A 24438-nucleotide genomic window follows, 5' to 3' on the forward strand; every position below is an offset into this window, starting at 1 on the left:
CAATACTTTTGTTTGGCACTGGCTTCTAGAGTTTCTGACATGTCTGTAGTTTCTGATTTGACGATTGCTGTGGTGGGTCTGGGTTATGTAGGACTGCCGTTGGCTGTTGAGTTCGGTAAAAAGTTCAAAACCATTGGTTTTGACCTGTCCGACGCAAAAGTAGCAGCCTACAAGGAGTTTCACGACCCCGCAGGCGAGGTGGATCGAGCGGATTTGATAGCAGCCACCGGTCTTGAGTGCACGACCGATGCCACAACGCTGCGTGCGGCCGACGTCGTGATCGTGGCCGTGCCAACGCCAGTGGACGCGGCGCACCAGCCAGACTTCGGCCCCTTGATACACGCAAGTGAAGTGGTGGGGCGCTTTTTGAAGCGGGGCGCGACGGTGATATATGAGTCTACGGTGTACCCCGGCGCCACAGAGGAAATATGTATTCCCGTGTTGGAGAGCGCGTCGGGCTTGGTGTGGAGTAAGGATTTTTCGGTTGGCTATAGTCCCGAGCGCATTAATCCTGGAGATAAGGAGCACACGCTCACAAAGGTACTCAAAGTAGTATCTGGTGACAGCCCGGCGACGCTGGATCGTGTCGCTGCGTTGTATGGCAGCATAGTGACGGCGGGCATTTACCGCGCAAGCAGCATCCAAGTGGCTGAGGCGGCCAAAGTTATCGAGAACATCCAACGTGATCTGAATATCGCTCTGATGAATGAGCTTGCTCTGATTTTTGATTTGTTGGGGATAGATACTTCTGAAGTTTTGGAGGCTGCTGGGACAAAGTGGAACTTCTTGAAGTTCAAACCGGGTTTGGTGGGCGGGCACTGCATAGGCGTGGATCCGTACTACCTGACGCACAAGGCGGAAATGTTGGGCTACCACCCGCAGGTGATCTTGGCAGGTCGGCGCATCAATGACGGCATGGGCAAGTTCGTGGCGGAAAAAACCATCAAGCTGATGATTCAGGCGGGCATCAGCATCAAGGGTGCTAGGGTGAATGTGCTGGGTCTTACGTTCAAAGAAAACTGCCCCGATTTGCGCAACTCCAAAGTACCGGACATCATTCGCGAGCTGCAAAGTTACGGCGTCGATGTTGCTGTCCACGACCCATTGGCCTCCGAGCATGAAGCACGTTTGGAGTATGGTCTGGCGTTGCTGCCCTGGCAGCATTTGCCGAAGGCTGATGCGGTAGTGCTTGCAGTGGCACATGCGAAGTACCGCGAGATAGGGCCACAAGGCCTGAAAATGCAACTTCACTTACGGGCATGTGTGGCGGATGTGAAGTCCATGTTTACCGCAGAGGATTTCCCCGGGCAGTCCTATTGGCGCCTTTGAACCAAGGTGTCAATACCGAGGTGTATAGGTTTCGCCGGAGGTGTGGTGTTGAATGAATGGGTGTTCAGATGATTGGGGTGGTGAAATTGGGGTCGCTATGCCAGCTGCACGCGCGACGTTTGACTTTGGCGCTGGTCACGCTGGTAGGGTGGCTTGTGTTCACACCGGGAGCCCAGGCCAGCGGGGTGTGGCGTTATGAGGACGCCGATGGCGTTTCGCACTTCGGCAATACGGCTCCTCCAGCCGTGCCAGGTTTGCAGTGGTTGAGTCGTGGAGGGGCCTCTCGTGGACAGCAGTCGATGTCCCGCAGCGAGGCAGGCCCGCTGTCGAAAATGGCGGGCTACGGACGCGCCAAACCACTGCTTGAGGACGCAGCGCATAGTCATGCCGTTGACCCGGCGTTGGTCACGGCGGTGAGTGCTGCAGAGTCGGGTTTTCGGGCGGATGCTGTTTCGCCGAAGGGCGCGGTGGGCTTGATGCAATTGATGCCCGCCACGGCGGCCCGCTATGGCGTGGTAGCGGGGAGCTTACAAGAGGCGACCAATCTCCTGAAAGACCCCCGACTGAACGCCCAGGTGGGTACGCGCTACCTGGCCGACTTGATTCGCATGTTCAATGGCGACCTAGAGTTGGCCCTCGCAGCCTACAACGCGGGAGAGGGCGCCGTGATGAAGCACGGTCGGCGCATTCCGCCCTACCCCGAAACTCAGCAGTATGTCGTGCGAGTGCTGAAGTATTACCGCGCCCTGACACGTTGACGGCACGGTCTCTGTTAGGGGAAGTGGATCGTTTATCGCAAATCCGCCGCTGCCCGCAAGGCCGCCGCCTTGTCCGTCCGCTCCCAGCTGAATTCGGGCTCTTCGCGCCCAAAGTGGCCATAGGCGGCCGTTTTCTCGTAGATGGGACGCAGCAGGTCCAGCATCTGGATGATGCCCTTGGGGCGTAGGTCGAAGTGCTGGTTGACCAGCGCGGCGATCTGCTCATCAGGTATCACGCCGGTGCCTTCGGTGTAGACCGTCACGTTCATCGGGTGGGCCACGCCGATGGCGTAGGCCACCTGGATCTGGCACTGCTTGGCCAGGCCGGCGGCGACGATGTTCTTGGCCACGTAGCGGCAGGCGTAGGCGGCCGAGCGGTCGACCTTGGTCGGGTCTTTGCCGCTGAAGGCGCCACCGCCGTGTGGGCAGGCGCCGCCGTAGGTGTCGACGATGATCTTGCGGCCGGTCAGCCCACAGTCGCCCTGCGGGCCGCCAATGACGAAGCGGCCAGTGGGGTTGATCAGGTATTTGGTGTCCTTGAGCCATTCCTTGGGCAGGACCGGCTTGATGATTTCCTCGATGACCGCCTCGATGAAGCTGGCCTTCATCTTGGTCTGGGTCTCGCTCTGGTCGGGGCTGTGCTGGGTGCTCAGCACCACGGTGTCGATGCTGTGGGGCTTGCCGTCCACGTAACGCATGGTCACCTGACTCTTGGCGTCCGGACGCAGGAAGGGCAGACGGCCGTCTTTGCGCAACTGGGCCTGGCGCTCCACCAGTCGGTGTGCGTAGTAGATGGGCGCGGGCATCAGCTCGGGCGTTTCGTCGCAGGCGTAGCCAAACATCAGGCCCTGGTCGCCGGCGCCGGTGTTCAGGTGATCGTCGCTCGCGTGGTCCACGCCCTGGGCGATGTCGTTCGACTGCTTGTCGTAGGCCACCAGCACGGCGCAACCCTTGTAGTCGATGCCGTATTCGGTGTTGTCGTAGCCGATGCGTTTGATGGTGTCGCGCGCCACCTGGATGTAGTCCACGTGCGCGTTGGTGGTGATTTCCCCCGCCAGCACCACCAGCCCGGTGTTGGTCAGCGTTTCGGCCGCCACGCGGCTGCGCGGGTCTTGCTTGAAGATCGCATCAAGGATGGCGTCGGAGATCTGGTCGGCCACTTTGTCGGGGTGGCCTTCCGAAACGGACTCGGACGTGAAAAGAAAGTCATTCGCCATGTAAGCTCCAAATCGTCGGTTGTCGAGGCGTTGCCTCGGCCCTGGGAGCCCTGGCGAACGCTTTAGCAGATTTGTCAATGTGTATGACAAGGCACAATCGCTCGGCCGGGGTGGCATTCGCGCTTGTGTGTGTCGCCCTGCAAGTTGCTCTGTTAACTCAGCGACGCGCCGATTGTATTCCGCCATGCCCACCCTGTTTCGCTTCCTGTCCCATTCCCCTCTGTGGCTGCTGCATGCACTGGGCTCGGCGCTGGGTTGGGTGTCGTTCCTGCTGTCACCCAGTTACCGGCGGCGCTTGTTGGCCAACGCCGCGCAGGCGGGCTATGGGTTTGCGCAGGTGCGGGGCGCGGTGGCCCATGCCGGGCGCATGACCGCCGAACTGCCGCGCTTGTGGATGGGTGCCCCCGTGCCTTTTGAGTGGGAGGGGCAAGCGGTGGTGGAGGCGGCTTACGCGCAGGGCAAAGGCGTGGTGTTTCTCACGCCCCACATGGGTTGTTTTGAGGTGATCGCGCAGGCGCTGGCCGCACGCTATGCCCAGGACCACGGCCCGCTCACGGTGTTGTTTCGCCCGGCGCGACAGCCCTGGCTGGCCGCCGTGATGGATGGCGCCCGCGAGCGCCCGGGGCTGGAGACCGCGCCCACCACCTTGGCCGGTGTGCGCCAGATGATCAAGGCCTTGCGCAAGGGCCACGCCGTGGGCCTGCTGCCAGACCAGGTGCCACCCGAAGGCATGGGTGTGTGGGCGCCGTTTTTTGGCCGGCCCGCCTACACCATGACTCTGGCAGCCCGCCTGGCGCAGCAAACCGGGGCCGTACCGGTGCTGGTGTGGGGGGAGCGGCTGTCTGGGGGGCGCGGGTTCAAACTGCGTTTTCACGCCATGCCGGAGCCACTCTCCAACGAGCTGGAGGCTGCCGTGTTGCAGATCAACCAGGCCATGGAGCGGCTGATCCGCGAAGATCCTTCGCAGTACCTGTGGGGCTACGCGCGCTACAAACAACCTCGGGCGGAGCTGTAGGCCATGCTCTCTCGCTTCGCCATTGTTGTGATGCGCCTGTTGGCGTTTTTGCCGCTGGTTTGGGTGCGTGCGCTGGGGCGCTGGCTGGGGCTGGCACTGCACGCTCTGGCCAAGCGCCGGCGCCACATCGCACTGACCAATCTGCGCCTGTGTTTTCCCGAGCGCACCGAGATGGAGCGCGAGGCGATGGTGCGGCAAAACTTCGTCTACTTCATGCAGGCCTGGCTGGACCGCAGCTGGCTGTGGCATGCGCCACGCGAGGTGCTGGAGTCGCGCTTCAAACGTGTGGGTGATTGGGGCGTGTTCCAGGGCGAGGCGCCCACCATCGTGTTTGCGCCGCATTTTTATGGCCTGGATGCCGGCGCCATGGCCTTGGCCATGGCGGCTGATCGGCGCTTCACCACCATCTACACCACCCAGGTCAACCGCGCGGTGGACGAGTGGATGAAGGTGGGCCGGGCACGATTTGGCGATGTCAGCCTGCTCAACCGCGACGATGGCGTCAAACCCATCGTCAGCCGCCTGCGCAAGGGCGGTTTGTTGTACCTCTTGCCCGACATGAACTTCGGGCCCGAGGAGTCCATTTTTGTGCCGTTTTACGGTGTGCCCACCGCCACGGTGCCGTCCTTGTCGCGTTTTGCGCGTTTGGGCCGCGCCAAGGTGGTGCCGTTGGTCACGCGCATCACACCGTCTGGCTACGAGATCGAGGCCATGCCGGTGTGGGTAGGCTTCCCCTCCGACGACGTGGAAGCCGATACCGCTCTCATGAACGCGCGCCTGCAAACCTGGATCGACCAGGCTCCCGATCAGTACTGGTGGGTGCACAAACGCTTCAAAACCCGGCCGCCAGGCGAGCCGTCGGTGTACGGCGGGCGCGACTGATTCAGGGCCGTGCCGCGAGTGCCCCTGCCAACCACGCGATGACGCGCTGTGGTTGCTCGTGCACCACCCAGTGGGTGGCCCCGGGCAGTTGGGTCAGGTGGAGCTTCGGCACGAAGTCGCCCAGTCCATCCAGCAGGCCCGGGGGCAGGGCGGTGTCGTCCATGGCCCACAGCACATGGGTTGGCACATGCACTTCCAACATCGCGCGCGGCAGGGTCACGGTGGTTGCGCCGGGGTCGCTTGCCGTCGCAGGACGCAAGGGCGAGGCACGGTAGTAGTTCAACGCGCCGTCCAGGCCTTGGCGCCACACGGCGCGGAATTGCGCTTTCACGGCATCGGTCAGCCAGGCGTGTGGGCCGTCGGCCGCGCCCATGTTGGTGAAAAAAGACCACAGCCGTCTGAAGTCGTCCTCAGCCAGCAGTGCCGCCGCGTCGGGCCGGCACAAGAAGCTCATGTAGGCGCTGGCGGCTTGTTGTTCGGGTGACTGCTGGAGTTCGCGCAAAAAGGTGCCGGGGTGGGGCGAGTTGACGATGGCCAGGCGTTCCAACTGTTGTGGGTGAAGTGCGGCCAGGTTCCAGGCCACCGCGCCGCCCCAGTCGTGCGCCACCAGGGCCGCCAGCGGTGCGCCATCCGCTTCCAGGGCAATCAGCGCCAGCACGTCTTGCACCAGGTGTTTGGCGCGGTAGTCGCGCACATCGGGTGGCGTGCTGGAGCCCGCATAGCCGCGCAGGTTGGGGGCCACACAGCGGTAGCCGCCGTGTTCGGGGCGCGAAAAGTGGGTCAGCAGTTCGTCCCACACAAAAGCCGCTTCCGGAAAGCCGTGCAAAAACAGCAGCACCGGCCTGCCACGTTCACCACTGCTGCGGCATTCCAGCGAAATGCCATGGGGCAGGGTGAGCGTGTGGCGTTCGATCATGTGGGTGGCGTGTCGGGTTCGGCGGGTTCGGGCGGGGTGGGCGTTGGGGTTTCATCGGCCTGGGCCAGCGTGATGGTGGGCGCGGTGCGCACCCAGCGCCACAACAGTTGTGCCACCTCGTCCAAGCCTTGTTTTTTGAGGGCTGAGAACAGTTTGGCCTCGCCGCCGCCGGCTTGCAGTCGCGCAATCGACAGCGCCTTGTTGGCTTCGGCGCGGGTCAGCTTGTCGGCCTTGGTGAGCAGCACCAGGAACTGCAGCCCTTCTTCCACACGCGGGCGGATGATGTCGAGCAGGATTTCGTCCAGTTCGGTCAGGCCCAGGCGGGGGTCGCACAGCAGCACCACGCCGCGCAGGTTTTCGCGCGTCATGAGGTAGTTGGACATGACCCGTTGCCAGCGCAGCTTGGCTTCTTTGGGCACGGCCGCGTAGCCGTAGCCCGGCAGATCGGCCAGCACGGCGTCGGTGACGCCTTGTTTGCCCAGTGAAAACAGGTTGATGCTCTGGGTGCGGCCCGGCGTTTTGGAGGCAAAGGCCAGGCGCTTTTGTTGTGTCAGCGTGTTGATGCAGGTGGACTTGCCCGCGTTGGAGCGGCCCACAAAGGCGATTTCAGGCACCGTCAGCGGGGGCAGGAATTGCAGTTGCGGCGCCGTGGTGAGAAAGCGGGTGGTGTGCAGCCAGCCGTGGGCGATTTTGGCGTCCACGTCGGGGTTGGCAACCGGGGTTGCGGGGGAAGTGGTGGTGTTCATGAAGGGCGCCTTTCGGGCCATTGTAAAATGCCGGTGTTTTGCGCCTGCGCGGCGCGCCGTTTGGCGGTTTGCGTGGGTGTTTCGTAAACCGCGTGAAGATCGCCCACGTTGATAGCCCTCGACATGAAACCGTTTGCCACCTTTTTCAGCGCCGTCGCGCTGGCCGTTGTTTCCCTGTCTGCCCAGGCTCAGGCCGCCAAACCCGACCTGAACAAGGGCGCGGCGCTCTACGGTCAGGTGTGTGTGGCTTGCCACGCGGCCGACGGCAACTCGTCCATCCCCGCCAACCCCAAGCTGGCGCAGCAGCATCCCGAGTACCTGGTCAAGCAGTTGCAGGAGTTCAAGTCCGGCAAACGCGACAACGCGGTGATGAAGGGTTTTGCGTCCGCCATGTCCGAAGAAGACATGCGCAACGTGTCGTACTGGCTGGCGTCGCAGAAGAACAAGCCCGGTTTTGCCAAGGAAAAAGACCTGGTCAAGTTGGGTGAACGCATTTACCGCGGTGGCATCACCGACCGCAAGATCGCCGCTTGTGCATCCTGCCACGGCCCGGCCGGTTCGGGCATGCCGGCCCAGTACCCGCGTGTGTCGGGCCAACATGCCGACTACACCGCCGCTCAATTGCGCGCTTTCCGCGACGGGGCACGCAAGAACAACGTGCAAATGACCCAGGTGGCGGCGTACCTGACCGAGCGTGAGATCAAAGCCGTGTCCGACTACATTGCCGGCTTGCGCTGACAGGTGGCAAGGCCCCGCCGGCAGGTGGGGATATAAGCGAGCATTAATATTTGACGGCAAAATGCGCGGAGTTTTCACAAAACGCTGAACCGCCAGGCCGAAATCGCATCACAGACGGGGCGGGCTTGAACAAGGCCCGCCCTTTTTTTACACCGCTACATGACCGTTTCCACCCAAGGCCTGCAGATCGACTCCGGTTCGCGCTTCATGCGCAACGCGGTGGAATTGCTGTCGTCCATGCGTTTTGCCATCTCGTTGCTGACGGTGATCTGCATTGCCTCGGTGATTGGCACGGTGGTCAAGCAGCACGAGCCTATCAACAACTACGTCAACCAGTTTGGGCCGTTCTGGGCAGAGGTGTTTGGTGCGCTCGACCTGTTCGCGGTCTACAGCGCCTGGTGGTTCTTGTTGATCCTGGCCTTTCTGGTGCTCAGCACCAGCCTGTGCATCGTGCGCAACACCCCAAAAATTTTTGCCGACCTGCGCACCTACAAAGAAAACCTGCGGGAGCAAAGCCTCAAGGCTTTTGGCCACCGCGCTGAAAACACCTTGGCCGAAGCGCCACAGGTGGCGGCGCAGCGCATTGGCAGCACGCTGGCCAGCAGCGGCTGGAAGGTGAAACTGCAGCAGCGCGACACCGCGGCGGGCACCGGCTGGATGGTGGCGGCCAAGGCGGGTGCGGCCAACAAGATCGGGTATCTCGCGGCGCACAGCGCCATCGTGCTGGTGTGTATTGGTGGGCTGCTCGACGGTGATCTCATCGTGCGCGCGCAGATGTGGTTCAACGGCAAGACCGTGTTCGAGGGCGGCGGCATGATCGCCGATGTGCCGGCCGAGCACCGGCTGTCGCCCACCAACCCGACCTTTCGCGGCAACATCCTGGTCACCGAAGGCACGCAGTCCAGCACCGCCATCCTCAGCCAGCCCACCGGCGTGTTGCTGCAAGACCTGCCGTTCTCGATTGAACTCAAGAAGTTCATCGTCGAGTACTACTCCACCGGCATGCCCAAACTGTTCGCCAGCGACGTCGTCATCCACGACAAAGAGACGGGCGAAAAAAAGGAGGCACGGGTCGAGGTCAACCACCCGGTCAGCCACCGGGGCATACAGATTTACCAGTCCAGCTTCGACGATGGGGGTTCGCGCGTGAAGCTGCGCGCCGCGCCCATGGGCACGGTCACAGCCCCCTTCGAGGTCGAGGGCACCATTGGCGGTTCGACCGAGCTCAGCAACGGTGACCAGCGACTGACGCTGGAGTTCACCGGCCTGCGTGTCATCAACGTCGAAAACATGAGCGATGCCGCGTCCGCCTCGGGGGCCGACGTGCGCAAGGTGGACCTGCGCCACGCCATCGAAGGCCGACTCGGTGCCGCCAACAAGACCGTGAGCAAAAAAGAGCTGCGCAACATCGGCCCCAGCGTGAGTTACAAGCTGCGCGACGCAGCGGGCCAGGCCACCGAATTCCAGAACTACATGTTGCCGGTGGAGCTGGACGGGGCCCGGATGTTCCTGCTGGGCATGCGTGAGACGCCGGCCGAGCCCTTCCGTTACCTGCGCGTACCGGCCGACGACCAGGACAGCCTCGACGGCTTTGTGCGGCTGCGCACGGCCCTGACCGACCCGGCGCAGCGCGCCCGCGCCGTGGCGCGCTACGTGGCGCGCGCGGCCGACACCAGCAATGCCCAGATGACCCAGGCGCTTGCCGCCTCGGCCGGCCGCGCGCTGGACTTGTTTGCCGGCGTGGACCCATCGCTGGACACCTTGAAGCCGGCCGACCAGGCGGCGCCGCTGGGCGGTTTGCAGGCGGTGTCGCGCTTCATGGAGGTCAACGTGCCCGAGGCCGAGCGCGAGCGCGCTGGCGAGGTGCTGGTGCGCATCCTCAACGGCACCTTGTTCGAGTTGCTGCAGATCAGCCGGGAGGCCGCAGGCCTCAAGCCACTGGACGGTGAAGCCGAAACCACCCAGCGCTTCATGACGCAGTCCGTGCTGGCGCTCAGCGACGCCTTTTTCTACCCGGCGCCCATGGCCTTGCAGCTCACCGATTTCACGCAGGTGCAGGCCAGCGTGTTCCAGGTGGCACGCGCACCCGGCAAAACCATCGTCTACCTGGGTTGCCTGTTGCTGATTCTGGGCGTTTTTGCCATGCTCTATGTGCGCGAACGCCGCCTGTGGGTGTGGCTCGCGCCTTCAGCCGGCGGCGCCCAAGCCACCATGGCCTTGTCCACCAACCGCAAGACCATGGACGGCGACCGCGAATTCGACATGCTCAAGTCCCGACTGATACAGGTATCGCCATGAACACCGCCACGCAGACCTTGAATGCCAAGTCCCCCCAGGCCATGACGCTCAACGGCAGCTTCATGTCGCGCCGCAACGCGTTCGACTGGCTGTTTGCGTTGCTGGTGCTTGCCGGCACCGCGTTTGCGTTCATGCGCTACGCCGACTTCATGGATGGCTATGAAAAAGCCATCCTGGTGGGCTCGGCGCCGGCGGCCATTTGGCTGGGCTGGTTCTGGCGACCGCTGCGGGCGTTGATGGTGGTGGTGGCTGCGCTGTCGCTGTTGGCCATTGCGCTGTACCAGACCGATGCCGGCGCCCAACTCGCGCGGGCCGAGCAGGCCTTCCTGCTCAAGTATTTCATTTCCAGCCAATCGGCCATCCTGTGGATGAGCGTGCTGTTTTTCATGAGCACCCTGTTCTACTGGGGCGGGCTGTTCAGCCGCCGGGTGGGCGACAGCTTTGAGCTGCTGGGTTCGCGCCTGGCATGGGTCGCCGTGACGCTGGCGCTGGTGGGCACCATGGTGCGCTGGTACGAGAGCTACCTCATCGGCCCCGATGTGGGCCACATCCCGGTGAGCAACCTGTACGAAGTGTTCGTGATGTTCTGCTGGATGACAGCGGCCTTTTACCTGTACTACGAAGACCGCTACGACACCCGCCGCATGGGCGCGTTTGTGATGCTGGTGGTGAGTGCGGCCGTGGGCTTTTTGCTGTGGTACACGGTGGTGCGCGAGGCGCATGAGATCCAGCCCCTGGTGCCCGCGCTGCAAAGCTGGTGGATGAAGCTGCATGTGCCGGCCAACTTCATCGGCTATGGCACCTTTGCCATCGCCGCCATGCTGGCCTTTGCCTACCTCATCAAACAGAGTGCGGGCGAAACCCGCTGGTACAAACTCGCGCCGCTGTGGCTGTTGGGCGTGGTGCTGTGCCTGGAGCCGCTGGTGTTCCGCCAGGATTCGCTGGACAAAGGCGGCAGCTACTGGTTTGTGTATTTCGGCATCTCGGCCCTGATCGTGGCCGCCATCATGCTGGGGCGCCGCCGCATTGCCGAGCGCCTGCCCAGTTTCGAGGTGCTGGACGATGTGATGTACAAGGCCATTGCCGTGGGTTTTGCCTTCTTCACCATCGCCACCGTGCTCGGGGCCTTGTGGGCGGCCGAAGCCTGGGGTGGTTACTGGAGCTGGGACCCGAAGGAAACCTGGGCCCTGATCGTGTGGCTCAACTACGCAGCTTGGCTGCACATGCGCCTCATCAAAGGCCTGCGCGGCACCGTGGCGGCCTGGTGGGCGTTGGTGGGCTTGGCCATCACCACCTTCGCTTTCCTGGGTGTGAACATGTTCCTGAGCGGCCTGCACAGCTACGGCGAGTTGTAAGCTCCCCCCGCGCCGCCTTCGGCGTCACCCCCCAGGGGGCGACACCAGCCGTCCGGCAAAGCCGGCCCGGCGGTGTCCCCGGATTGAGGCACGTTGTGCGCGGCGTGTGGGTTTTCTGCTGGTGGGTTGGTCTGGATGGCGGAACTTGTGAGAATCCGGAGCACCCAACGCCCGAACACCCACAGGACGCGCCATGCTGATTCGCTCTCAAGACAACGGATTCAACCACCCCATCGCCAGCGAGATCACACCACCTGACGCCTACCTGCGGCGGCGCGAGTGGTTGCAACAGGTGGCCATGGGGGCGGGTGCCTTGGGCATGGGTGCCTGGGCAACGCGCGACGCGCGGGCGCAGATGGCCCGACCAGGCAAGCTGGCGCCGCTGCCGGGCGTCAAGTCCGCAGTGGCCGGCGCATCGACCGTGGAGGCGGTCACGGCCTACGACGACGCAACGCTCTACAACAACTTCTACGAGTTCGGCACCGACAAGTCCGACCCGGCCGCCTATTCCAAGCAGTTCAAGCCCCGTCCATGGACGGTGCAGGTGGAGGGCTTGGTCAAAAATCCCCGCACCTACGGCATTGAAGATCTGCTCAAACTCAGCGCCATGGAGGAGCGCATTTACCGACTGCGCTGCGTCGAAGGCTGGTCCATGGTCATCCCTTGGGTGGGGTATTCGGTGGCCGAGCTGATCAAAAAAGTGGAGCCATTGGGCAGCGCCAAATACGTTGAATTTGTGACCCTGGCCGACAAGGCGCAGATGCCTGGTTTGCGCTCGGGCGTGCTGGATTGGCCTTATGTGGAAGGCTTGCGGCTGGACGAAGCCATGCACCCGCTGACCCTGCTGGCCTTTGGCATGTACGGCGAGGTGTTGCCCAATCAGAACGGCGCGCCATTGCGGCTGGTGGTGCCCTGGAAGTACGGGTTCAAGAGCGGCAAATCGCTGGTCAAGATCCGCTTCACCGACAAGGAGCCGCGCACCGCGTGGAACGTCTCGGCACCGCAGGAATACGGCTTTTACTCCAACGTCAACCCCGACGTGGCGCACCCCCGCTGGAGCCAGGCGAGTGAGCGCCGCATCGGTGAAGGGCAGGGCCTGTTTGCCAAGCGGCGGAAAACGCTGATGTTCAATGGTTACGAGCCGCAGGTGGGCCAGTTGTACGCCGGCATGGATTTGCGAAAATTTTTCTGATGCAGGCCTTGTTGGCCCGCTCCTGGGTCAAGCCACTGTTGTTTGTGTTGTGCACCCTGCCGGCGTTTTGGCTGGTGGGGGCGGGCTTGTTGAACCAACTGGGTGCCAACCCCGCCGAGGCACTGATCCGCGGCCTGGGCGACTGGACCTTGCGCTTCCTGTGCCTCGTCTTGCTGGTCACGCCGCTGCGGCACCACACGGGCTGGACGGTGCTGGCGCGCTGGCGCCGCATGCTGGGCTTGTTCGTGTTTTTCTATGCCAGCCTGCACCTGCTGGCCTATGCCTGGCTGGACATGGGCTTTGACCTGGTCGAGTTGCTGCCCGACATCGTCAAGCGTCCCTTCATCACCGTGGGCATGCTGGCTTGGGGCTTGTTGCTGGCGCTGGCCGCCACGTCGTTCAACCGTGCCATCAAGGCGATGGGCGCACGCCGCTGGCAGCGGCTGCACCGCGCGGTCTACGCGGTGGCCGTGCTGGGCGTGCTGCACTTCTTCTGGATGCGGGCCGGCAAGCAGTTGTTTGGCGAGGTGGCGGTGTACGCCGCCCTCCTGGGCGCGCTGCTGGGTTGGCGTGTGTGGTGGCGGTTCAGAGCGCGCGTTCCAGCCTGAGCTGGTCGGCCACACTTTCGCGCTCACGGATCAGCATGGCTTGGGCGCCGTCCACCAACACCTCGGCCGCACGGCCGCGGGTGTTGTAGTTGCTGGCCATGCTCATGCAGTACGCCCCGGCCGACAACACCGCCAACAGGTCGCCCTGGGCCACATTGAGGTCGCGGTCGCGGCCGATCCAGTCACCGCTCTCGCACACCGGGCCCACCACGTCCCAGGTGGTGGTGGCGCCATCGCGCGGCAGCACGGGCACGATGCCGTGGTGCGCCTGGTACATGGCCGGGCGTGGCAGGTCGTTCATGGCCGCGTCCACGATCAGGAAGTTTTTCTGTTCGCCCGGCTTGAGGTAGAGCACCTCGGTGATGCACACGCCGGCATTGCCCACCAGCGAGCGGCCGGGCTCGATCATCAGTTTGCGTTGGCCAAAACCACGCGCGTCCAGTTTGGCCAGCAGCGCGGCCCACAGCGTGTCGGCCGCAGGCGGGGTGTCGCCCTGGTAGTCGATGCCCAGGCCGCCGCCGAAGTCGATGTGCTGGATGGGCACGCCCGCCGCTTCGATGGCGGTGACCAGGTCCAGCACGCGGTCCATGGCGTCGAGGTAGGGCGCCATCTCGGTGATTTGTGAGCCGATGTGGCAGTCGATACCGACCACGCGCAGCCCCTTGCACGACGCGGCAAACAGGTAGGTGTCTACCGCGTCCTGGTGGGCGATGCCGAACTTGTTGCCTTTCAGGCCGGTGGAAATGTAGGGGTGGGTTTTGGCGTCCACATCGGGGTTGACGCGCACGCTCACCGGTGCGCGCTGGCCCATGCTGCGGGCCACTTCGTCCAGCACTTCCAGTTCGGCGCGGCTCTCGACGTTGAAGCAGCCGATGCCGGCGTCCAGCGCGCGGCGCATTTCGGCGCGGGTTTTGCCCACGCCCGAAAAAATGATTTTGTGGGGCTCGCAGCCGGCGGCCAGGGCACGGTCGAGCTCACCCCCCGAGACGATGTCCAGTCCACAGCCCGCGCGCACAAAGGTTTGCAGGATGGCCAGCGAGCTGTTGGCCTTCATGGCGTAGCAGATCTGCGCGTCGCGTCCAGCAAAACCACGCTGGTAGGCGGCCAGTGCTTGCAGCATGGCGGCCTTGGCGTAGATGAACAGCGGCGTGCCGTGGGCGCGCGCCAAGTCGTTCACCGACACGTCTTCGACCATCAACTGGCCGTTGCGGTAGCCGATGAACGGCCGCAGGAAATCAGAGCTCATGCCGGAAATTGTGCAAAAAGCGCGCGGTCAGCGCGGGGTGGGTGTTTTTGAGGAAGGCTGGTCGGCCGGGGCGGGCATGTAGAGCGCGCCCTTCTGGCCACAGCCTGCGACCACGAGCGCGGCGGCCAGCGCCAAGGCCACAAGGCGAATGGGGCGGCGGCGCGAGCCTAAAATTTGGGAGCCGAACAACATCACAAGATTGTATGACCGACCTTGAATTCCTCGACCGCGCCGAGGCGGCGCTCCAGGCCATTGAACTGGCCTGTGATCGCATCAATGAAGCCACCGACGCCGACGTGGACAACCAACGTGTGGGCGGCATGGTCACGCTGGTGTTTGCCAACCGCAGCCAGATCGTGGTCAATTTGCAAAAGCCGCTGCATGAAATCTGGGTGGCGGCGCGTTCGGGGGGCTACCACTACAAGTGGGACGGCCAGGCCTGGGTGGACACCAAGGGGCAGGGCGAGTTGTTTGCGCAACTCACACGCTGCGCCACCGAGCAGGCTGGCCAGGCGCTGGTGTTCAGTTCCTGAACAGGTCGAGGATGCTGCGTTTTTCCTGAGATTCGATCGCTGGCGCGGTCGCTGGCAAATCGCCGACCATGCCCTCGGCCGCGCCCAGTTTGGCCACGCTGTGGCCGGGGGTGTATTCCTGGAAATACCAGTCACCCCCCATGGACACCACGCCTTCAGGCGGTGATGGCAGTTCCACGGGCACACCCCTGAGGGCCTCGCTCATGAAGCTGATCCAGATGGGCAGGCTCAGCCCACCGCCGGTTTCGCGGCTGCCCAGGTTGCGTGGCGTGTCGTAGCCCACCCACGTGGCCGCCACCAGCGTGGGCTGGTAGCCCACAAACCAGGCGTCCACCGCGTCGTTGGTGGTGCCGGTTTTGCCATACAGATCGGGGCGTTTGAGTGTGGCCTGCGCGCGCGCGGCCGTGCCCGAGCGGGTGATCTCCTGCAGCAGCGAGCCCATCACGAAGGCGTTGCGCGGACTGATGGCGCGCACGTCTTCGGTCAGTTCTGGTGCGGGCACTTCCAACAGGGTGCGGCCTTTGTCGTCCGTCACGTGGGTGATGAGGTAGGGGTCGATGCGGTAACCGCCGTTGGCAAACACGGCGTAGCCGGCGGCCATTTGCATGGGGGTCACGGTGCCGGCACCCAGCGCCATGGTGAGGTAGGCAGGGTGTTTGTCGGCTTCAAAGCCGAAGCGGGTGACCCATTCCTGCGCGCTTTGGGTGCCCACCATCTGCAACACCCGGATGGACACCATGTTTTTGGACCTGGCCAGCGCCGTGCGCACGCTCATCGGGCCATCGAACTGGCCGTCGTAGTTCTTGGGCTCCCAGGGCTTGCCGCCGGTGGCCGCCGCGCTGAAGAACAGCGGTGCATCTTCCACCACGGTGCTGGGCGTGAGGCCTTTTTCCAGCGCGGCCGAATAGATGAATGGCTTGAAGCTGGAGCCGGGCTGCCGCTGCGCCTGGGTGACGTGGTTGAACTTGTTTTTCTGGAAATCGAAGCCGCCGACCAGGGCCTTGATGGCGCCGTTGCGAGGGTCCATGGCGACGAAGGCAGACTCCACCTCGGGCAACTGGCTCAGGTCCCAGGTCTTGCGTGGGGTCTGGACAATGCGCACCACCGCGCCACGCCGAATCTTCAGCTTGGGGGGGGCTTTGTCTGCCAAGCCCGATTGAACGGGCTTGAGGCCTTCTCCCGTGATTTCGATGGGCTCGCCGCTGTCGCGGGCCACCACCACCTTGCGTGGGCTGGCCTCCAGCACCACGGCGGTGAGCAGCTCACCATTGTCCGGGTGGTCGGCCAGCACGTCATCGATGGCTGCGTCCAGTGCCTTGGGGTCGGTGGGCAAATCCACAAACCGTTCGGGCCCGCGGTAGAACTGGCGGCGTTCGAAGTCGAGCACGCCGCGCCGCACGGACTGGTGAGCGACCTGCTGGGCCTTGCTGTCCAGCGTGGTGTAGACGTTCAGGCCTCGGGTGTAGGTTTCGTCGCCGTACTGGCTGAAGATGGACTGGCGCACCATTTCGGCCACGTACTCGGCGTGCAAGCGCTCGCTGCTGCTGGGCGGGCGCACGCGCAGGGGCTCGCGGCGGGCGGCTTCGGCCTGCGCTTCGGTGATGAATCCGTTTTCGACCATGCGGTCGATGATGTGGAGCTGGCGCGAGCGGGCGCGGCGGGGGTTGCTGATGGGGTTGTAAGCCGAGGGCGCCTTGGGCAGGCCGGCGAGCATGGCCGCTTCGGCCACCGACACGTCCTTCAGGGGCTTGCCGAAATACACCTGTGAGGCTGCGGCAAAGCCATAAGCGCGCTGGCCCAGGAAAATCTGGTTCATGTAGATCTCAAGGATTTGCTCCTTGGTGAACATGTGCTCCAGCTTGAAGGTGAGCAAGACCTCGTAGATCTTGCGCATGTAGCTTTTTTCGGCCGAGAGGTAGACGTTGCGCGCCACCTGCATGGTGATGGTGGAGGCGCCCTGGCTTTTGGCTTGTCCCAGGTTGGCCAGCGCGGCGCGCACCATGCCGATGTAGTCCACCCCGTTGTGCTCGAAGAAACGGGCGTCTTCGATGGCCAGCACGGCGTTGGTCATGACCGGTGGGATCTGGGCGATGGGCAGCAGATTGCGGCGTTCTTCACCAAATTCCCCCATCAGCACGCCGTCGGCGGTGAACACGCGCAAGGGCAGTTTGGGCCGGTAGTCGGCCAGATCGGTGACGTCGGGCAGGTTGGGGAAGGCCACGGCCAGCGCCAGCCCCACCAGCAACAGCAGTGTGGCCACACCGGCCACCGCCAGGCTGGCCAGCGCAACGACGCCACGCGCCAAGGTGTGGGTCCAGCCCTGCTTGGCAGGGCGGGGTGGGGTGTGGGGAGCGTCTTTGGGTGCGGGCATGAAGGGCCTTGGAACGGCCTTGATTATAAAAACCCGGGTGTGGCAGATTGCGCAAAACTTCGCGTCTGTTTGCCTGGCCACTGTCCCAAATCGGTGAAATACGGGTCAGAATGTAAGCGGCCATTTCAACAACCGTCGGGTTCAGACAACGTGCGGCCGGGTCAAACAGGGCATTTTTCTTTACCGCCCAATGACCTTGCTGCTAGTATTGAAGTGAAATGTTAAGTCTTGTGAAGCGCGCACGCCGTGTGCGCCACCGTCTTGGGGACTGCCTTGATCTCATTGGGATCTCTCTTCAGCCGTGAAGCGGCGCCGTTGCTCGGCATCGATGTGAGCTCGTCCACGGTCAAGCTGGTCGAGATCGGTCGCGAGCGTGACGGGTCCCTGGTGTTGGAGCATTGCGCCATCGAGCCCTTGGAGCGGGGCTGGATCACCGACGGCAACATCGAAAAGTTTGACGAGGTGGCCGATGCGGTGCGCCGCCTCGTGCGCAAGTCCGGCACCCGCACCAAGAACGTAGCGCTGGCGCTGCCTGGCGCTGCGGTGATCACCAAGAAGATCACCTTGCCCGCCGGGCTGTCCGACAAAGAGCTTGAGGTACAGGTCGAGTCCGAGGCCAACCAGTACATCCCGTTTTCGCTCAACGAGGTGAGCCTGGATTTTTGTGTCATTGGCGCCAACGCCAATTCGCCCAACGACGTGGATGTGTTGATCGCGGCCTCTCGCAAGGAAAAGGTGTCTGATCGCCAAGGCCTGGCCGAGGCGGCCGGGCTCAAGCCCGTGATCATGGATGTGGAGTCCTACGCGTCGCGGATGGCGGCGTCGCGCCTGCTGGACGGCTTCCCCAACAAAGGCGTTGATGCCCTGGTGGCGTTGTTCGAGGTGGGCTCGCAGACCACCAGCTTGCAGGTGATTCGCAACGACGATGTGCTGTACGAGCGCGACCAGATGTTTGGCGGTGGACAGCTCACGCAGCTGCTGGTGAAGCAGTACGGCATGAGCTTCGAAGAGGCCGAGACCAAAAAACGCAACGGCGAGCTGCCGCCCGACCACTCGGCGCGCGTGCTGCAGCCTTTCATGGAAAGTCTGTGCCAGGAGATCGGCCGGGCGCTGCAATTCTTTTTCACCAGCACGCCGCACAACAAGGTGGATTACATCCTGTTGTCGGGGGGCTCTGCCGGGTTGCCTGGCCTGCCGCTGATGGTGACCGGGCAGACCTCGTTTCCCTGTAAGCTGATCAACCCTTTTGAAGGGATGAAGCTGGGGGCGGGCATCAACACCCGCCGCTTGGAGAGTGAGGCCACGTCGTACCTGGTGGCCACTGGGCTGGCGTTGCGGAGGTTCTACCAATGATCCTCATCAATTTGCTCCCGCACCGCGAGGCGGCACGCAAGCGCCAGCGCGAGTTGTTTTTTGCCCAGGTGGGCGGTGCTGCGCTGGTCGGTGGCTTGGTCGTGGGCCTGATCTTCACCTGGTTCCAGAACCACATTTCGACCCAGCAGGGACGCAATGCTTTTCTTGCTGCCGAAAACGCCAAGCTGGATGCCCAGATCAAGGACATTGCCGGTTTGCAGACGCAGTTGGCGGCCTTGAAGGCCAGGCAACTGGCGGTGGAGGACCTTCAGGCCGATCGCAACCTGCCCGTGCACCTGCTCGACGAAATGGTCAGCCAGTTGCCGGAGGGCGTTTACCTGAGTTCGTTGCGGCAGGACAACCAGGCCATCTTGATCACTGGTGTCGCGCAGTCGCAGGAGCGTGTGTCCGAGTTGTTGCGCAACCTCAACAACAACAGCAAGTGGCTGAGTCGGCCTGAGCTGGTCGAGATCGTTGCGGCCAACCTCACGCTGCCACCGCGGGATCAGCGCCGCGTGTCCAACTTCAGTATCCGCGTCACGCTCACGCGCGGTGCGGCCCCGCCGAAGACGGGTGACGGCATTCCTGCCGCCAAGCCGGCGGGCACAAGCTGACGCGGCCGACGCACGGACACACCATGGCCAAGAAAAAATCCTCCAAGCTCGACATCGATCTGAGTGGTCTGCAGCAGACCCTTCGGTCGCAGTTCAGCGGGCTCGACCCCAACGACCCCACACAGTGGCCGTCGGTGCCGCGCTACCTGTTGCTGGCCTTCATCGCCACGGCGGTGGTGGTGGGGCTGTGGTTTGCCTGGCTGAGCTCCTTCCAGGAGGAGTTGGACGCTGAGCGTGCAAAAGAAGTGCAGTTGCGCACCGACTACCAGAAGAAGTTGTCGCAAGCCGTCAATCTGGACGCCTTGCGGCAGCAGTTGGAGCAGGTGCAGCAGTACGTGACCCAGCTGGAGAAGCAGCTTCCCAGCAAGGCGGAAATGGACGCCTTGTTGTCCGACATCAACCAGGCCGGGCTGGGGCGCAGCCTGCAATTTGAGTTGTTTCGCCCGGGCCAGGTGAACGTCAAGGAGTACTACGCCGAGTTGCCCATCGCGGTGAAGGTCACCGGCTCCTACCACGACATCGGCCTGTTTGCCGCCGACGTGGCCAACCTCTCACGCATTGTCACGCTCAACAACATCACGTTGACACCAGTGGCCAACCGGCCAGGCTTTCTGACCATGGACTGCACCGCCAAAACCTTCCGCTACCTGGACCAAGACGAAATTGGGGCACAGAAGAAGGCTGCCACCGCCAAGGGGGGCAAGCCATGACTCGGTCGATGTTCTTGCGACCAGGCTGGGGCGCGTGTGTGGTGCTGGTCGGGCTGCTGGCGGGTTGTGGCGGGGGCGAAAACGAAGATTTGTCTACTTGGATGAAGGAGCAGCGCGCCAAGACCCTGCCCAAAGTGGAGCCCATCAGCGAGCCGGTGCGTTTTGTGCCGCAGCCCTACCAGAGCGAGGGCAAAACGCCGCCTTTTTCGCAGGACAAGCTGACCGCCGCTTTGCGCCGTGCGTCCGATGCAGCGTCGCCCAGCCTCACCCTGCTCACCCCCGAACTCAACCGCCGCAAAGAGCCGTTGGAGGCCGAGCCTCTGGATGCGATTGCCATGGTGGGGTTGCTGGACCGCAAGGGGCAACGCGTGGCTCTGGTCAAGGTGGGGGCATTGTTGTACCAGGTGCGTGTGGGCAACTACCTGGGCCAGAACTACGGGCGCATCTTGCGCATCAGCGAATCTGACATCACCCTGCGCGAAATCGTTCAGGACGGCACCGGTGAGTGGATAGAACGACAGGCCGTGCTGCAGCTTCAAGAGGGAATCAAATGAACCAGTTCTGCATGCGATCCGACGATCGCTCCCCAACAACCGCCCGTGGCACGGCGCTGGGTTGGGCGCGCCGCCTGGCGGCGGTGCTGATGGCCGGCGCGGTGGCAGCGGTACCTGCTGCTTGGTCGCAGGCCCAGAACAGCATTCGCGCCATCACCACCACCACAGAAGGTGGCAACGACGTGGTGCGTGTTGAGTTCGACAAACCCCTGACCGAACTGCCCAAGGGTTTCAGCATCCAGTCCCCGGCGCGCATTGCGTTGGACTTTGCAGGCGTGGGCAACGGCACCGGCCGTACGGCGGTGGAGTTGAACCAGGGCAACGTCAGGAGTGCCAATGTCGTCGAAGCGGGTGACCGCACGCGCGTGGTGCTCAACCTGGCCCAGGCCAGCCAGTACCAGGCGCAGATATCGGGTAACAGCGTGCTCGTGGTGTTGCAAGGCAGTGCGGCGGCTGGCGGGCCTCGCGCGTCGTCGCAGGCAACCTTTGCCGAGGCCCGCAGCGAAGACGTGTTGCCTTTAAAGGGCATCGATTTCCGCCGTGGTGCGCAGGGCACGGGGCGCGTGATCGTCGATCTGCCCAATGCACAGGTGGGCGTGGACATCCGCCAGCAAGGCAAGCTGCTGGTGGTTGAATTCCTCAAGGCCTCGCTGCCAGATGCACTGCGCCGTCGGTTGGACGTGACCGATTTTGGCACCCCTGTTCAGACCGTGACCACCACCCAGAACGGCGACCGAGTTCGCCTGCAGGTGGAGCCGACCGGCACGTGGGAACACAGCGCCTACCAGAGCGACAGCCAGTTTGTGCTGGAGGTTCGCGAGGTCAAGCCCGACCCCAACAAGCTCAGCCAGGGCCCTGGGTTCACCGGCGAAAAGCTGTCGCTGAACTTCCAGAACATCGAGGTGCGCGCGCTGTTGCAGGTGATTGCCGACTTCACCAACTTCAACATCGTCACTTCCGACACTGTCACTGGCAGCGTCACCTTGCGTCTGCAGGACGTGCCCTGGGACCAGGCGTTGGACATCATCCTGCAGGCCAAGGGCCTGGGCATGAAAAAGAACGGCAACGTGTTGTGGATTGCGCCCAAAGACGAAATCGTTGCGCGCGAAAAGCTGGACTTCGAAGCGCTCAACACGGTGCGTACGCTGGAGCCGTTGCGCACGCAGTCGTTCCAGATGAGCTACGTCAAGGCTGCTGAAATCGCTGAGCAACTGCGCAGTGGCGGCGGGGGTGGGGGAGGGGGCGGACAAGGGGTCGCCCAGCAACGTATGTTGTCCGAACGCGGCAGCGTCATCGTTGAGCCGCGGACCAACCAGCTTTTTGTCACCGACATACCGTCCCGTCTTGAGCAGGTGCAGGAGTTGCTGGCCAAGATCGACATTCCGGTGCGTCAGGTCATGATTGAGGCCCGCATTGTCGAGGCTGACGACAACTTCAGCCGTTCGCTGGGTGTGCGACTGGGTGGCAGCGATTTGCGTGGCGTGCGTGGCGGTGACGCGGGATACGCCGTGGGCGGTGGCAATCGCGTGGCCCTTGGGGGTAGTTACAACGCCGTGTCTTCAACCACAGCAGAAGCGGCCAACACTCTGAATACCATCAACACCAGCTTCGTCAACATGCCCGCAACTGGCTTGGGGGGCGTCAATCCGGCGGCCCTTGCGGTGTCATTGTTCAGCCCGGCTGCAAACCGTTTCCTGAACCTTGAAATCTCGGCGCTGCAGGCCGATGGCCGGGGCAAGATTGTCTCAAGCCCGCGTGTGATTACCGCCGACCAGATCAAGGCCATCATCGAGCAGGGTACCGAGTTCCCCTACCAGGTGGCATCGGCGAGCGGCGCTACCGCACTGCAGTTCCGCAAGGCGGTGCTCAAGCTGGAGGTCGTGCCCCAGATCACGCCTGAGGGCGGCATCATCCTGGATGTGCAGGTCAACAAAGACTCTCCGGGCGAACTGCTCACCGGGGGTCAGCGTGCCATCAACACCAAGCGCATCCAGACGCAGGTGCTGGTGGAAAATGGCGGCACAGTGGTGATCGGCGGTATTTACGAATCCAATGAAACCGAAAGCGAAACCAAAGTGCCTGTGCTGGGCGACGTGCCTGTGCTGGGCAACTTGTTCAAGAGCCGAAACCGTGTAGCCAACAAGACGGAACTGCTGATTTTCCTGACCCCCAAGGTCGTGACCGAACGCGGTGGCGTTTGCTGAACATTTACCACCTACAAGACACATTGAGTTAGGGACACAATGAAACCCATTCGTATCGTTATCGGGTTGCTGTTGGCAGCGTTTTTGGGCGCATGTGGCGGCGGCGGTGGCTCGCCTGGGGGCAATCCCAACCAGCCCGATCTCGTCTCCACCGCAGGTGACGAAGTCACCTTGTTGCCGGGTGCGGCCAATTCCTATGGCGTTTCCGGTGGCATTCCGCCTTACCGTGTGGCCAACGCAGATCCGGCAACCGCTTTCGGTGTCATCAATGGCAAGGTGCTGACCGTGTTTGGTGTACGGGTCGGTGCCGCCACGGTGGGGGTGATTGACTATGCAGGCGATGCGATTTCTATTGATGTCACCGTGGGCTCGAGCATGCCGCTGGATACGACTGCACCCGCGACACTGGACTTGGGGTTGGGCGCGGCGTCTGCGCGGCAGTTCGGCATTTCCGGTGGTGTGGCACCCTACACGGTGTCCAGCAGCAATTCAAGTGTGGTTTCGGCCGTGATCAGCGGTAGCACCTTCACCCTGACGGGATTGTTGCCCGGAACCGCTACGGTTTCGGTGCGTGACGCGGCCAACGTGGTTAAAAGCATTGAAGTGACGGCAGCAGCGGCTGTTCCGCTGTACACCACGGCCGCTGACAGCATCACCGTGGTGCCGGTGGCGGTGACGGTTCCGCCTACCACGGTCGGTGTTCGCACCTTCGAGATTGGTGGCGGTGTGAGCCCCTACAGGGTTTCTTCCTCGAATTCGGGTGTGGTTGACGCCACGGTTGATGGCAACACGCTGACCGTGACGGGCAGGTTCACCGGTACCGCCACGCTCACTGTGCGGGATGCTGTGAATGAAACAGTGGAGATCGAGGTGACAGTCGCTCCCCAGGTGGAGCTCTATACCAGCGCACCGGCCGCGGTGACGGTGGCGGTCGGAGCAACCTCGACTTTCAACGTGGCTGGAGGGGTTGCACCATACTCTGCAGCTAGTTCCAATCAAGGGGTTGCTACAGCGACGGTCACAGGCACATCGCTGGCGATCAGAGGAGTTGCCAATTTGGGTGGTGGACCTCCTGCCGTCGCCGGTACGGCGACTGTCTTGGTGAGCGACGCAGTGGGAAGCCAAGTGACTATCACGGTTACAGTGCCCTAATTAGGTAAATTGCAAGTGGTGTGAGCGACCTGTCACTCGAACGTGACAGTCGTTCGCTCTATTTGTTTTGTTTACCCTCCCCGTTTTCCCCCAACCTGTTGTTGTGATCAGTCTCGTTGGCCTGCCCGGTTCAGGCAAATCCACAGTGGGGCGGCAGCTCGCCCGACGGTTGTCGCTTCCCTTTCTTGACTCGGACCATCTGATCGAGCAGCGTCTGGGCTGTTCGATCCGTGAGTTTTTTGACCGCGAAGGCGAGGCACGTTTTCGCGATCTCGAGTCCACCGTGCTCGACGAGCTGACCCAGGGGCCGTCGGGCGTTTTGTCCACCGGTGGGGGTTCTGTGTTGCGCCCGATCAACCGGTCGCACCTTCATGAGCGCACACAGGTGGTCTACCTGCGCTCTAGCCCTGACGAGGTGTTTCGCCGTTTGCGGCACGATCGCACCCGCCCGCTGCTGCAGGTGGACGATCCTTTGCAGCGGTTGCGCGATCTGTTTGCGGTGCGCGACCCGCTGTACCGCGAAACGGCGCACTTTGTGATCGAAACCGGCCGGCCTTCTGTGGCGACGCTGGTCAACATGATCGTGATGCAGCTGGAGCTGGCGGGGCACCTGCCTGCGGGCGGGGTGGCGCCGGGCAGGTGAGGCC

Annotated in this window: 23 protein-coding genes; 17 read left to right on the plus strand and 6 right to left on the minus strand. The window is 63.0% G+C overall.

The window, feature by feature from the left end:
- Positions 1-39 precede the first annotated feature (39 nt).
- On the plus strand, positions 40-1329 hold the full coding sequence (locus ACFQU0_RS04680; RefSeq protein WP_382199050.1) for a nucleotide sugar dehydrogenase: 1290 nt from the start codon (positions 40-42) through the stop codon (positions 1327-1329).
- A 56-nt stretch (positions 1330-1385) separates the two neighbouring features.
- Positions 1386-2087 carry a lytic transglycosylase domain-containing protein gene (locus ACFQU0_RS04685; RefSeq protein WP_382198965.1) on the plus strand — a complete coding sequence of 234 codons (702 nt, stop codon included), beginning with the start codon at positions 1386-1388 and terminating at the stop codon, positions 2085-2087.
- A gap of 32 nt (positions 2088-2119) precedes the next feature.
- Here the strand turns inward: ACFQU0_RS04685 and metK are convergent, their stop codons facing one another.
- Entirely contained in the window at positions 2120-3304 is a 1185-nt protein-coding gene (metK, locus tag ACFQU0_RS04690; protein WP_382198966.1) for a methionine adenosyltransferase, read from the minus strand.
- 184 nt (positions 3305-3488) lie between these two features.
- Here metK and ACFQU0_RS04695 point away from each other — a divergent pair, with 184 nt between their 5' ends.
- Both ACFQU0_RS04695 and ACFQU0_RS04700 read left to right on the plus strand, forming a co-directional pair.
- Positions 3489-4319, plus strand: coding sequence for a lysophospholipid acyltransferase family protein (locus tag ACFQU0_RS04695; protein ID WP_382198967.1), 831 nt, complete (start codon positions 3489-3491; stop codon positions 4317-4319).
- A 3-nt stretch (positions 4320-4322) separates the two neighbouring features.
- Positions 4323-5201, plus strand: coding sequence for a lysophospholipid acyltransferase family protein (locus ACFQU0_RS04700; protein WP_382198968.1), 879 nt, complete (start codon positions 4323-4325; stop codon positions 5199-5201).
- Between the two features lies 1 nt (position 5202).
- Here the strand turns inward: ACFQU0_RS04700 and ACFQU0_RS04705 are convergent, their stop codons facing one another.
- Together ACFQU0_RS04705 and yihA are read right to left on the minus strand one after the other, a co-directional pair.
- A complete protein-coding gene (locus tag ACFQU0_RS04705; RefSeq protein ID WP_382198969.1) occupies positions 5203-6117 on the minus strand; it encodes an alpha/beta fold hydrolase in 915 nt (304 codons plus the stop codon).
- Positions 6114-6863 (minus strand): ribosome biogenesis GTP-binding protein YihA/YsxC, encoded by a 750-nt coding sequence (gene yihA, locus ACFQU0_RS04710; protein WP_382198970.1) that lies wholly within the window; start codon positions 6861-6863, stop codon positions 6114-6116. The genes ACFQU0_RS04705 and yihA overlap by 4 nt, the downstream gene beginning before the upstream one ends.
- 123 nt (positions 6864-6986) lie before the next feature.
- Between yihA and ACFQU0_RS04715 the strand changes: the two genes are divergently transcribed.
- The 5 genes from ACFQU0_RS04715 (at position 6987) to ACFQU0_RS04735 (ending at position 13054) form a co-directional block, all read left to right on the plus strand.
- A complete protein-coding gene (locus ACFQU0_RS04715) occupies positions 6987-7601 on the plus strand; it encodes a c-type cytochrome (protein WP_382198971.1) in 615 nt (204 codons plus the stop codon).
- Positions 7602-7760: 159 nt separating this feature from the next.
- On the plus strand, positions 7761-9899 hold the full coding sequence (locus ACFQU0_RS04720; RefSeq protein ID WP_382198972.1) for a cytochrome c biogenesis protein ResB: 2139 nt from the start codon (positions 7761-7763) through the stop codon (positions 9897-9899).
- The gene (ccsB, locus tag ACFQU0_RS04725; protein ID WP_382198973.1) at positions 9896-11254 is read left to right on the plus strand and encodes a c-type cytochrome biogenesis protein CcsB; all 1359 of its coding nucleotides are present in this window, start codon (positions 9896-9898) and stop codon (positions 11252-11254) included. Before ACFQU0_RS04720 ends, ccsB begins: the two co-directional genes overlap by 4 nt.
- Positions 11255-11447: 193 nt before the next feature.
- Positions 11448-12446, plus strand: a complete 999-nt coding sequence (gene msrP / locus ACFQU0_RS04730; protein WP_382198974.1) for a protein-methionine-sulfoxide reductase catalytic subunit MsrP — start codon at positions 11448-11450, stop codon at positions 12444-12446.
- Positions 12446-13054: a protein-methionine-sulfoxide reductase heme-binding subunit MsrQ gene (locus ACFQU0_RS04735; RefSeq protein ID WP_382198975.1), complete on the plus strand. Its 609-nt coding sequence runs from the start codon at positions 12446-12448 to the stop codon at positions 13052-13054. The genes msrP and ACFQU0_RS04735 overlap by 1 nt, the downstream gene beginning before the upstream one ends.
- Here the strand turns inward: ACFQU0_RS04735 and lysA are convergent.
- Positions 13032-14300: a diaminopimelate decarboxylase gene (gene lysA, locus ACFQU0_RS04740; protein WP_382198976.1), complete on the minus strand. Its 1269-nt coding sequence runs from the start codon at positions 14298-14300 to the stop codon at positions 13032-13034. The two genes, ACFQU0_RS04735 and lysA, sit on opposite strands and share 23 nt — an antisense overlap.
- Positions 14301-14327: 27 nt before the next feature.
- The gene (gene lptM / locus ACFQU0_RS04745; protein WP_382198977.1) at positions 14328-14492 is read right to left on the minus strand and encodes an LPS translocon maturation chaperone LptM; all 165 of its coding nucleotides are present in this window, start codon (positions 14490-14492) and stop codon (positions 14328-14330) included.
- Between the two features lie 11 nt (positions 14493-14503).
- On the opposite strand from lptM, the gene cyaY reads away from it, so the two are divergent.
- Positions 14504-14833, plus strand: coding sequence for an iron donor protein CyaY (cyaY, locus tag ACFQU0_RS04750; RefSeq protein ID WP_382198978.1), 330 nt, complete (start codon positions 14504-14506; stop codon positions 14831-14833).
- Here the strand turns inward: cyaY and ACFQU0_RS04755 are convergent.
- Entirely contained in the window at positions 14823-17204 is a 2382-nt protein-coding gene (locus ACFQU0_RS04755; RefSeq protein ID WP_382198979.1) for a penicillin-binding protein 1A, read from the minus strand. The two genes, cyaY and ACFQU0_RS04755, sit on opposite strands and share 11 nt — an antisense overlap.
- Positions 17205-17477: 273 nt before the next feature.
- Between ACFQU0_RS04755 and ACFQU0_RS04760 the strand changes: the two genes are divergently transcribed.
- The 7 genes from ACFQU0_RS04760 to ACFQU0_RS04790 all read left to right on the plus strand — a co-directional run bounded on the left by ACFQU0_RS04760 (position 17478) and on the right by ACFQU0_RS04790 (position 24434).
- Positions 17478-18557, plus strand: coding sequence for a pilus assembly protein PilM (locus ACFQU0_RS04760; protein ID WP_382198980.1), 1080 nt, complete (start codon positions 17478-17480; stop codon positions 18555-18557).
- Positions 18554-19171, plus strand: coding sequence for a PilN domain-containing protein (locus ACFQU0_RS04765; RefSeq protein WP_382198981.1), 618 nt, complete (start codon positions 18554-18556; stop codon positions 19169-19171). Before ACFQU0_RS04760 ends, ACFQU0_RS04765 begins: the two co-directional genes overlap by 4 nt.
- 23 nt (positions 19172-19194) lie before the next feature.
- The gene (locus tag ACFQU0_RS04770) at positions 19195-19881 is read left to right on the plus strand and encodes a type IV pilus inner membrane component PilO (protein WP_382198982.1); all 687 of its coding nucleotides are present in this window, start codon (positions 19195-19197) and stop codon (positions 19879-19881) included.
- Entirely contained in the window at positions 19878-20435 is a 558-nt protein-coding gene (locus ACFQU0_RS04775) for a pilus assembly protein PilP (protein ID WP_382198983.1), read from the plus strand. The genes ACFQU0_RS04770 and ACFQU0_RS04775 overlap by 4 nt, the downstream gene beginning before the upstream one ends.
- A gap of 89 nt (positions 20436-20524) precedes the next feature.
- Positions 20525-22639 (plus strand): type IV pilus secretin PilQ, encoded by a 2115-nt coding sequence (pilQ, locus tag ACFQU0_RS04780; RefSeq protein ID WP_382199051.1) that lies wholly within the window; start codon positions 20525-20527, stop codon positions 22637-22639.
- 39 nt (positions 22640-22678) lie between these two features.
- The gene (locus ACFQU0_RS04785; RefSeq protein ID WP_382198984.1) at positions 22679-23791 is read left to right on the plus strand and encodes a hypothetical protein; all 1113 of its coding nucleotides are present in this window, start codon (positions 22679-22681) and stop codon (positions 23789-23791) included.
- 103 nt (positions 23792-23894) lie between these two features.
- A complete protein-coding gene (locus ACFQU0_RS04790; protein ID WP_382198985.1) occupies positions 23895-24434 on the plus strand; it encodes a shikimate kinase in 540 nt (179 codons plus the stop codon).
- The last annotated feature ends 4 nt before the right edge of the window (positions 24435-24438 follow it).

Source organism: Hydrogenophaga defluvii, from assembly GCF_042665235.1.
GTDB lineage: Bacteria > Pseudomonadota > Gammaproteobacteria > Burkholderiales > Burkholderiaceae_C > Hydrogenophaga > Hydrogenophaga defluvii_A.

Excerpts from the sequence above, each read along its gene's own strand:
- metK (WP_382198966.1), bottom strand. The coding sequence starts at position 3,304 with ATGGCGAATGACTTTCTTTTCACGTCCGAGTCCGTTTCGGAAGGCCAC.
- ACFQU0_RS04700 (WP_382198968.1), top strand. The coding sequence starts at position 4,323 with ATGCTCTCTCGCTTCGCCATTGTTGTGATGCGCCTGTTGGCGTTTTTG.
- ACFQU0_RS04785 (WP_382198984.1), top strand. The coding sequence starts at position 22,679 with ATGAAACCCATTCGTATCGTTATCGGGTTGCTGTTGGCAGCGTTTTTG.
- ACFQU0_RS04705 (WP_382198969.1), bottom strand. The coding sequence starts at position 6,117 with ATGATCGAACGCCACACGCTCACCCTGCCCCATGGCATTTCGCTGGAA.
- ACFQU0_RS04720 (WP_382198972.1), top strand. The coding sequence starts at position 7,761 with ATGACCGTTTCCACCCAAGGCCTGCAGATCGACTCCGGTTCGCGCTTC.
- ACFQU0_RS04755 (WP_382198979.1), bottom strand. The coding sequence starts at position 17,204 with ATGCCCGCACCCAAAGACGCTCCCCACACCCCACCCCGCCCTGCCAAG.
- ACFQU0_RS04735 (WP_382198975.1), top strand. The coding sequence starts at position 12,446 with ATGCAGGCCTTGTTGGCCCGCTCCTGGGTCAAGCCACTGTTGTTTGTG.
- yihA (WP_382198970.1), bottom strand. The coding sequence starts at position 6,863 with ATGAACACCACCACTTCCCCCGCAACCCCGGTTGCCAACCCCGACGTG.
- lysA (WP_382198976.1), bottom strand. The coding sequence starts at position 14,300 with ATGAGCTCTGATTTCCTGCGGCCGTTCATCGGCTACCGCAACGGCCAG.
- ACFQU0_RS04680 (WP_382199050.1), top strand. The coding sequence starts at position 40 with ATGTCTGTAGTTTCTGATTTGACGATTGCTGTGGTGGGTCTGGGTTAT.
- ACFQU0_RS04775 (WP_382198983.1), top strand. The coding sequence starts at position 19,878 with ATGACTCGGTCGATGTTCTTGCGACCAGGCTGGGGCGCGTGTGTGGTG.
- lptM (WP_382198977.1), bottom strand. The coding sequence starts at position 14,492 with ATGTTGTTCGGCTCCCAAATTTTAGGCTCGCGCCGCCGCCCCATTCGC.
- ACFQU0_RS04715 (WP_382198971.1), top strand. The coding sequence starts at position 6,987 with ATGAAACCGTTTGCCACCTTTTTCAGCGCCGTCGCGCTGGCCGTTGTT.
- ACFQU0_RS04685 (WP_382198965.1), top strand. The coding sequence starts at position 1,386 with ATGGGTGTTCAGATGATTGGGGTGGTGAAATTGGGGTCGCTATGCCAG.
- ACFQU0_RS04765 (WP_382198981.1), top strand. The coding sequence starts at position 18,554 with ATGATCCTCATCAATTTGCTCCCGCACCGCGAGGCGGCACGCAAGCGC.
- ACFQU0_RS04695 (WP_382198967.1), top strand. The coding sequence starts at position 3,489 with ATGCCCACCCTGTTTCGCTTCCTGTCCCATTCCCCTCTGTGGCTGCTG.
- cyaY (WP_382198978.1), top strand. The coding sequence starts at position 14,504 with ATGACCGACCTTGAATTCCTCGACCGCGCCGAGGCGGCGCTCCAGGCC.
- pilQ (WP_382199051.1), top strand. The coding sequence starts at position 20,525 with ATGGCCGGCGCGGTGGCAGCGGTACCTGCTGCTTGGTCGCAGGCCCAG.
- ACFQU0_RS04770 (WP_382198982.1), top strand. The coding sequence starts at position 19,195 with ATGGCCAAGAAAAAATCCTCCAAGCTCGACATCGATCTGAGTGGTCTG.
- msrP (WP_382198974.1), top strand. The coding sequence starts at position 11,448 with ATGCTGATTCGCTCTCAAGACAACGGATTCAACCACCCCATCGCCAGC.
- ccsB (WP_382198973.1), top strand. The coding sequence starts at position 9,896 with ATGAACACCGCCACGCAGACCTTGAATGCCAAGTCCCCCCAGGCCATG.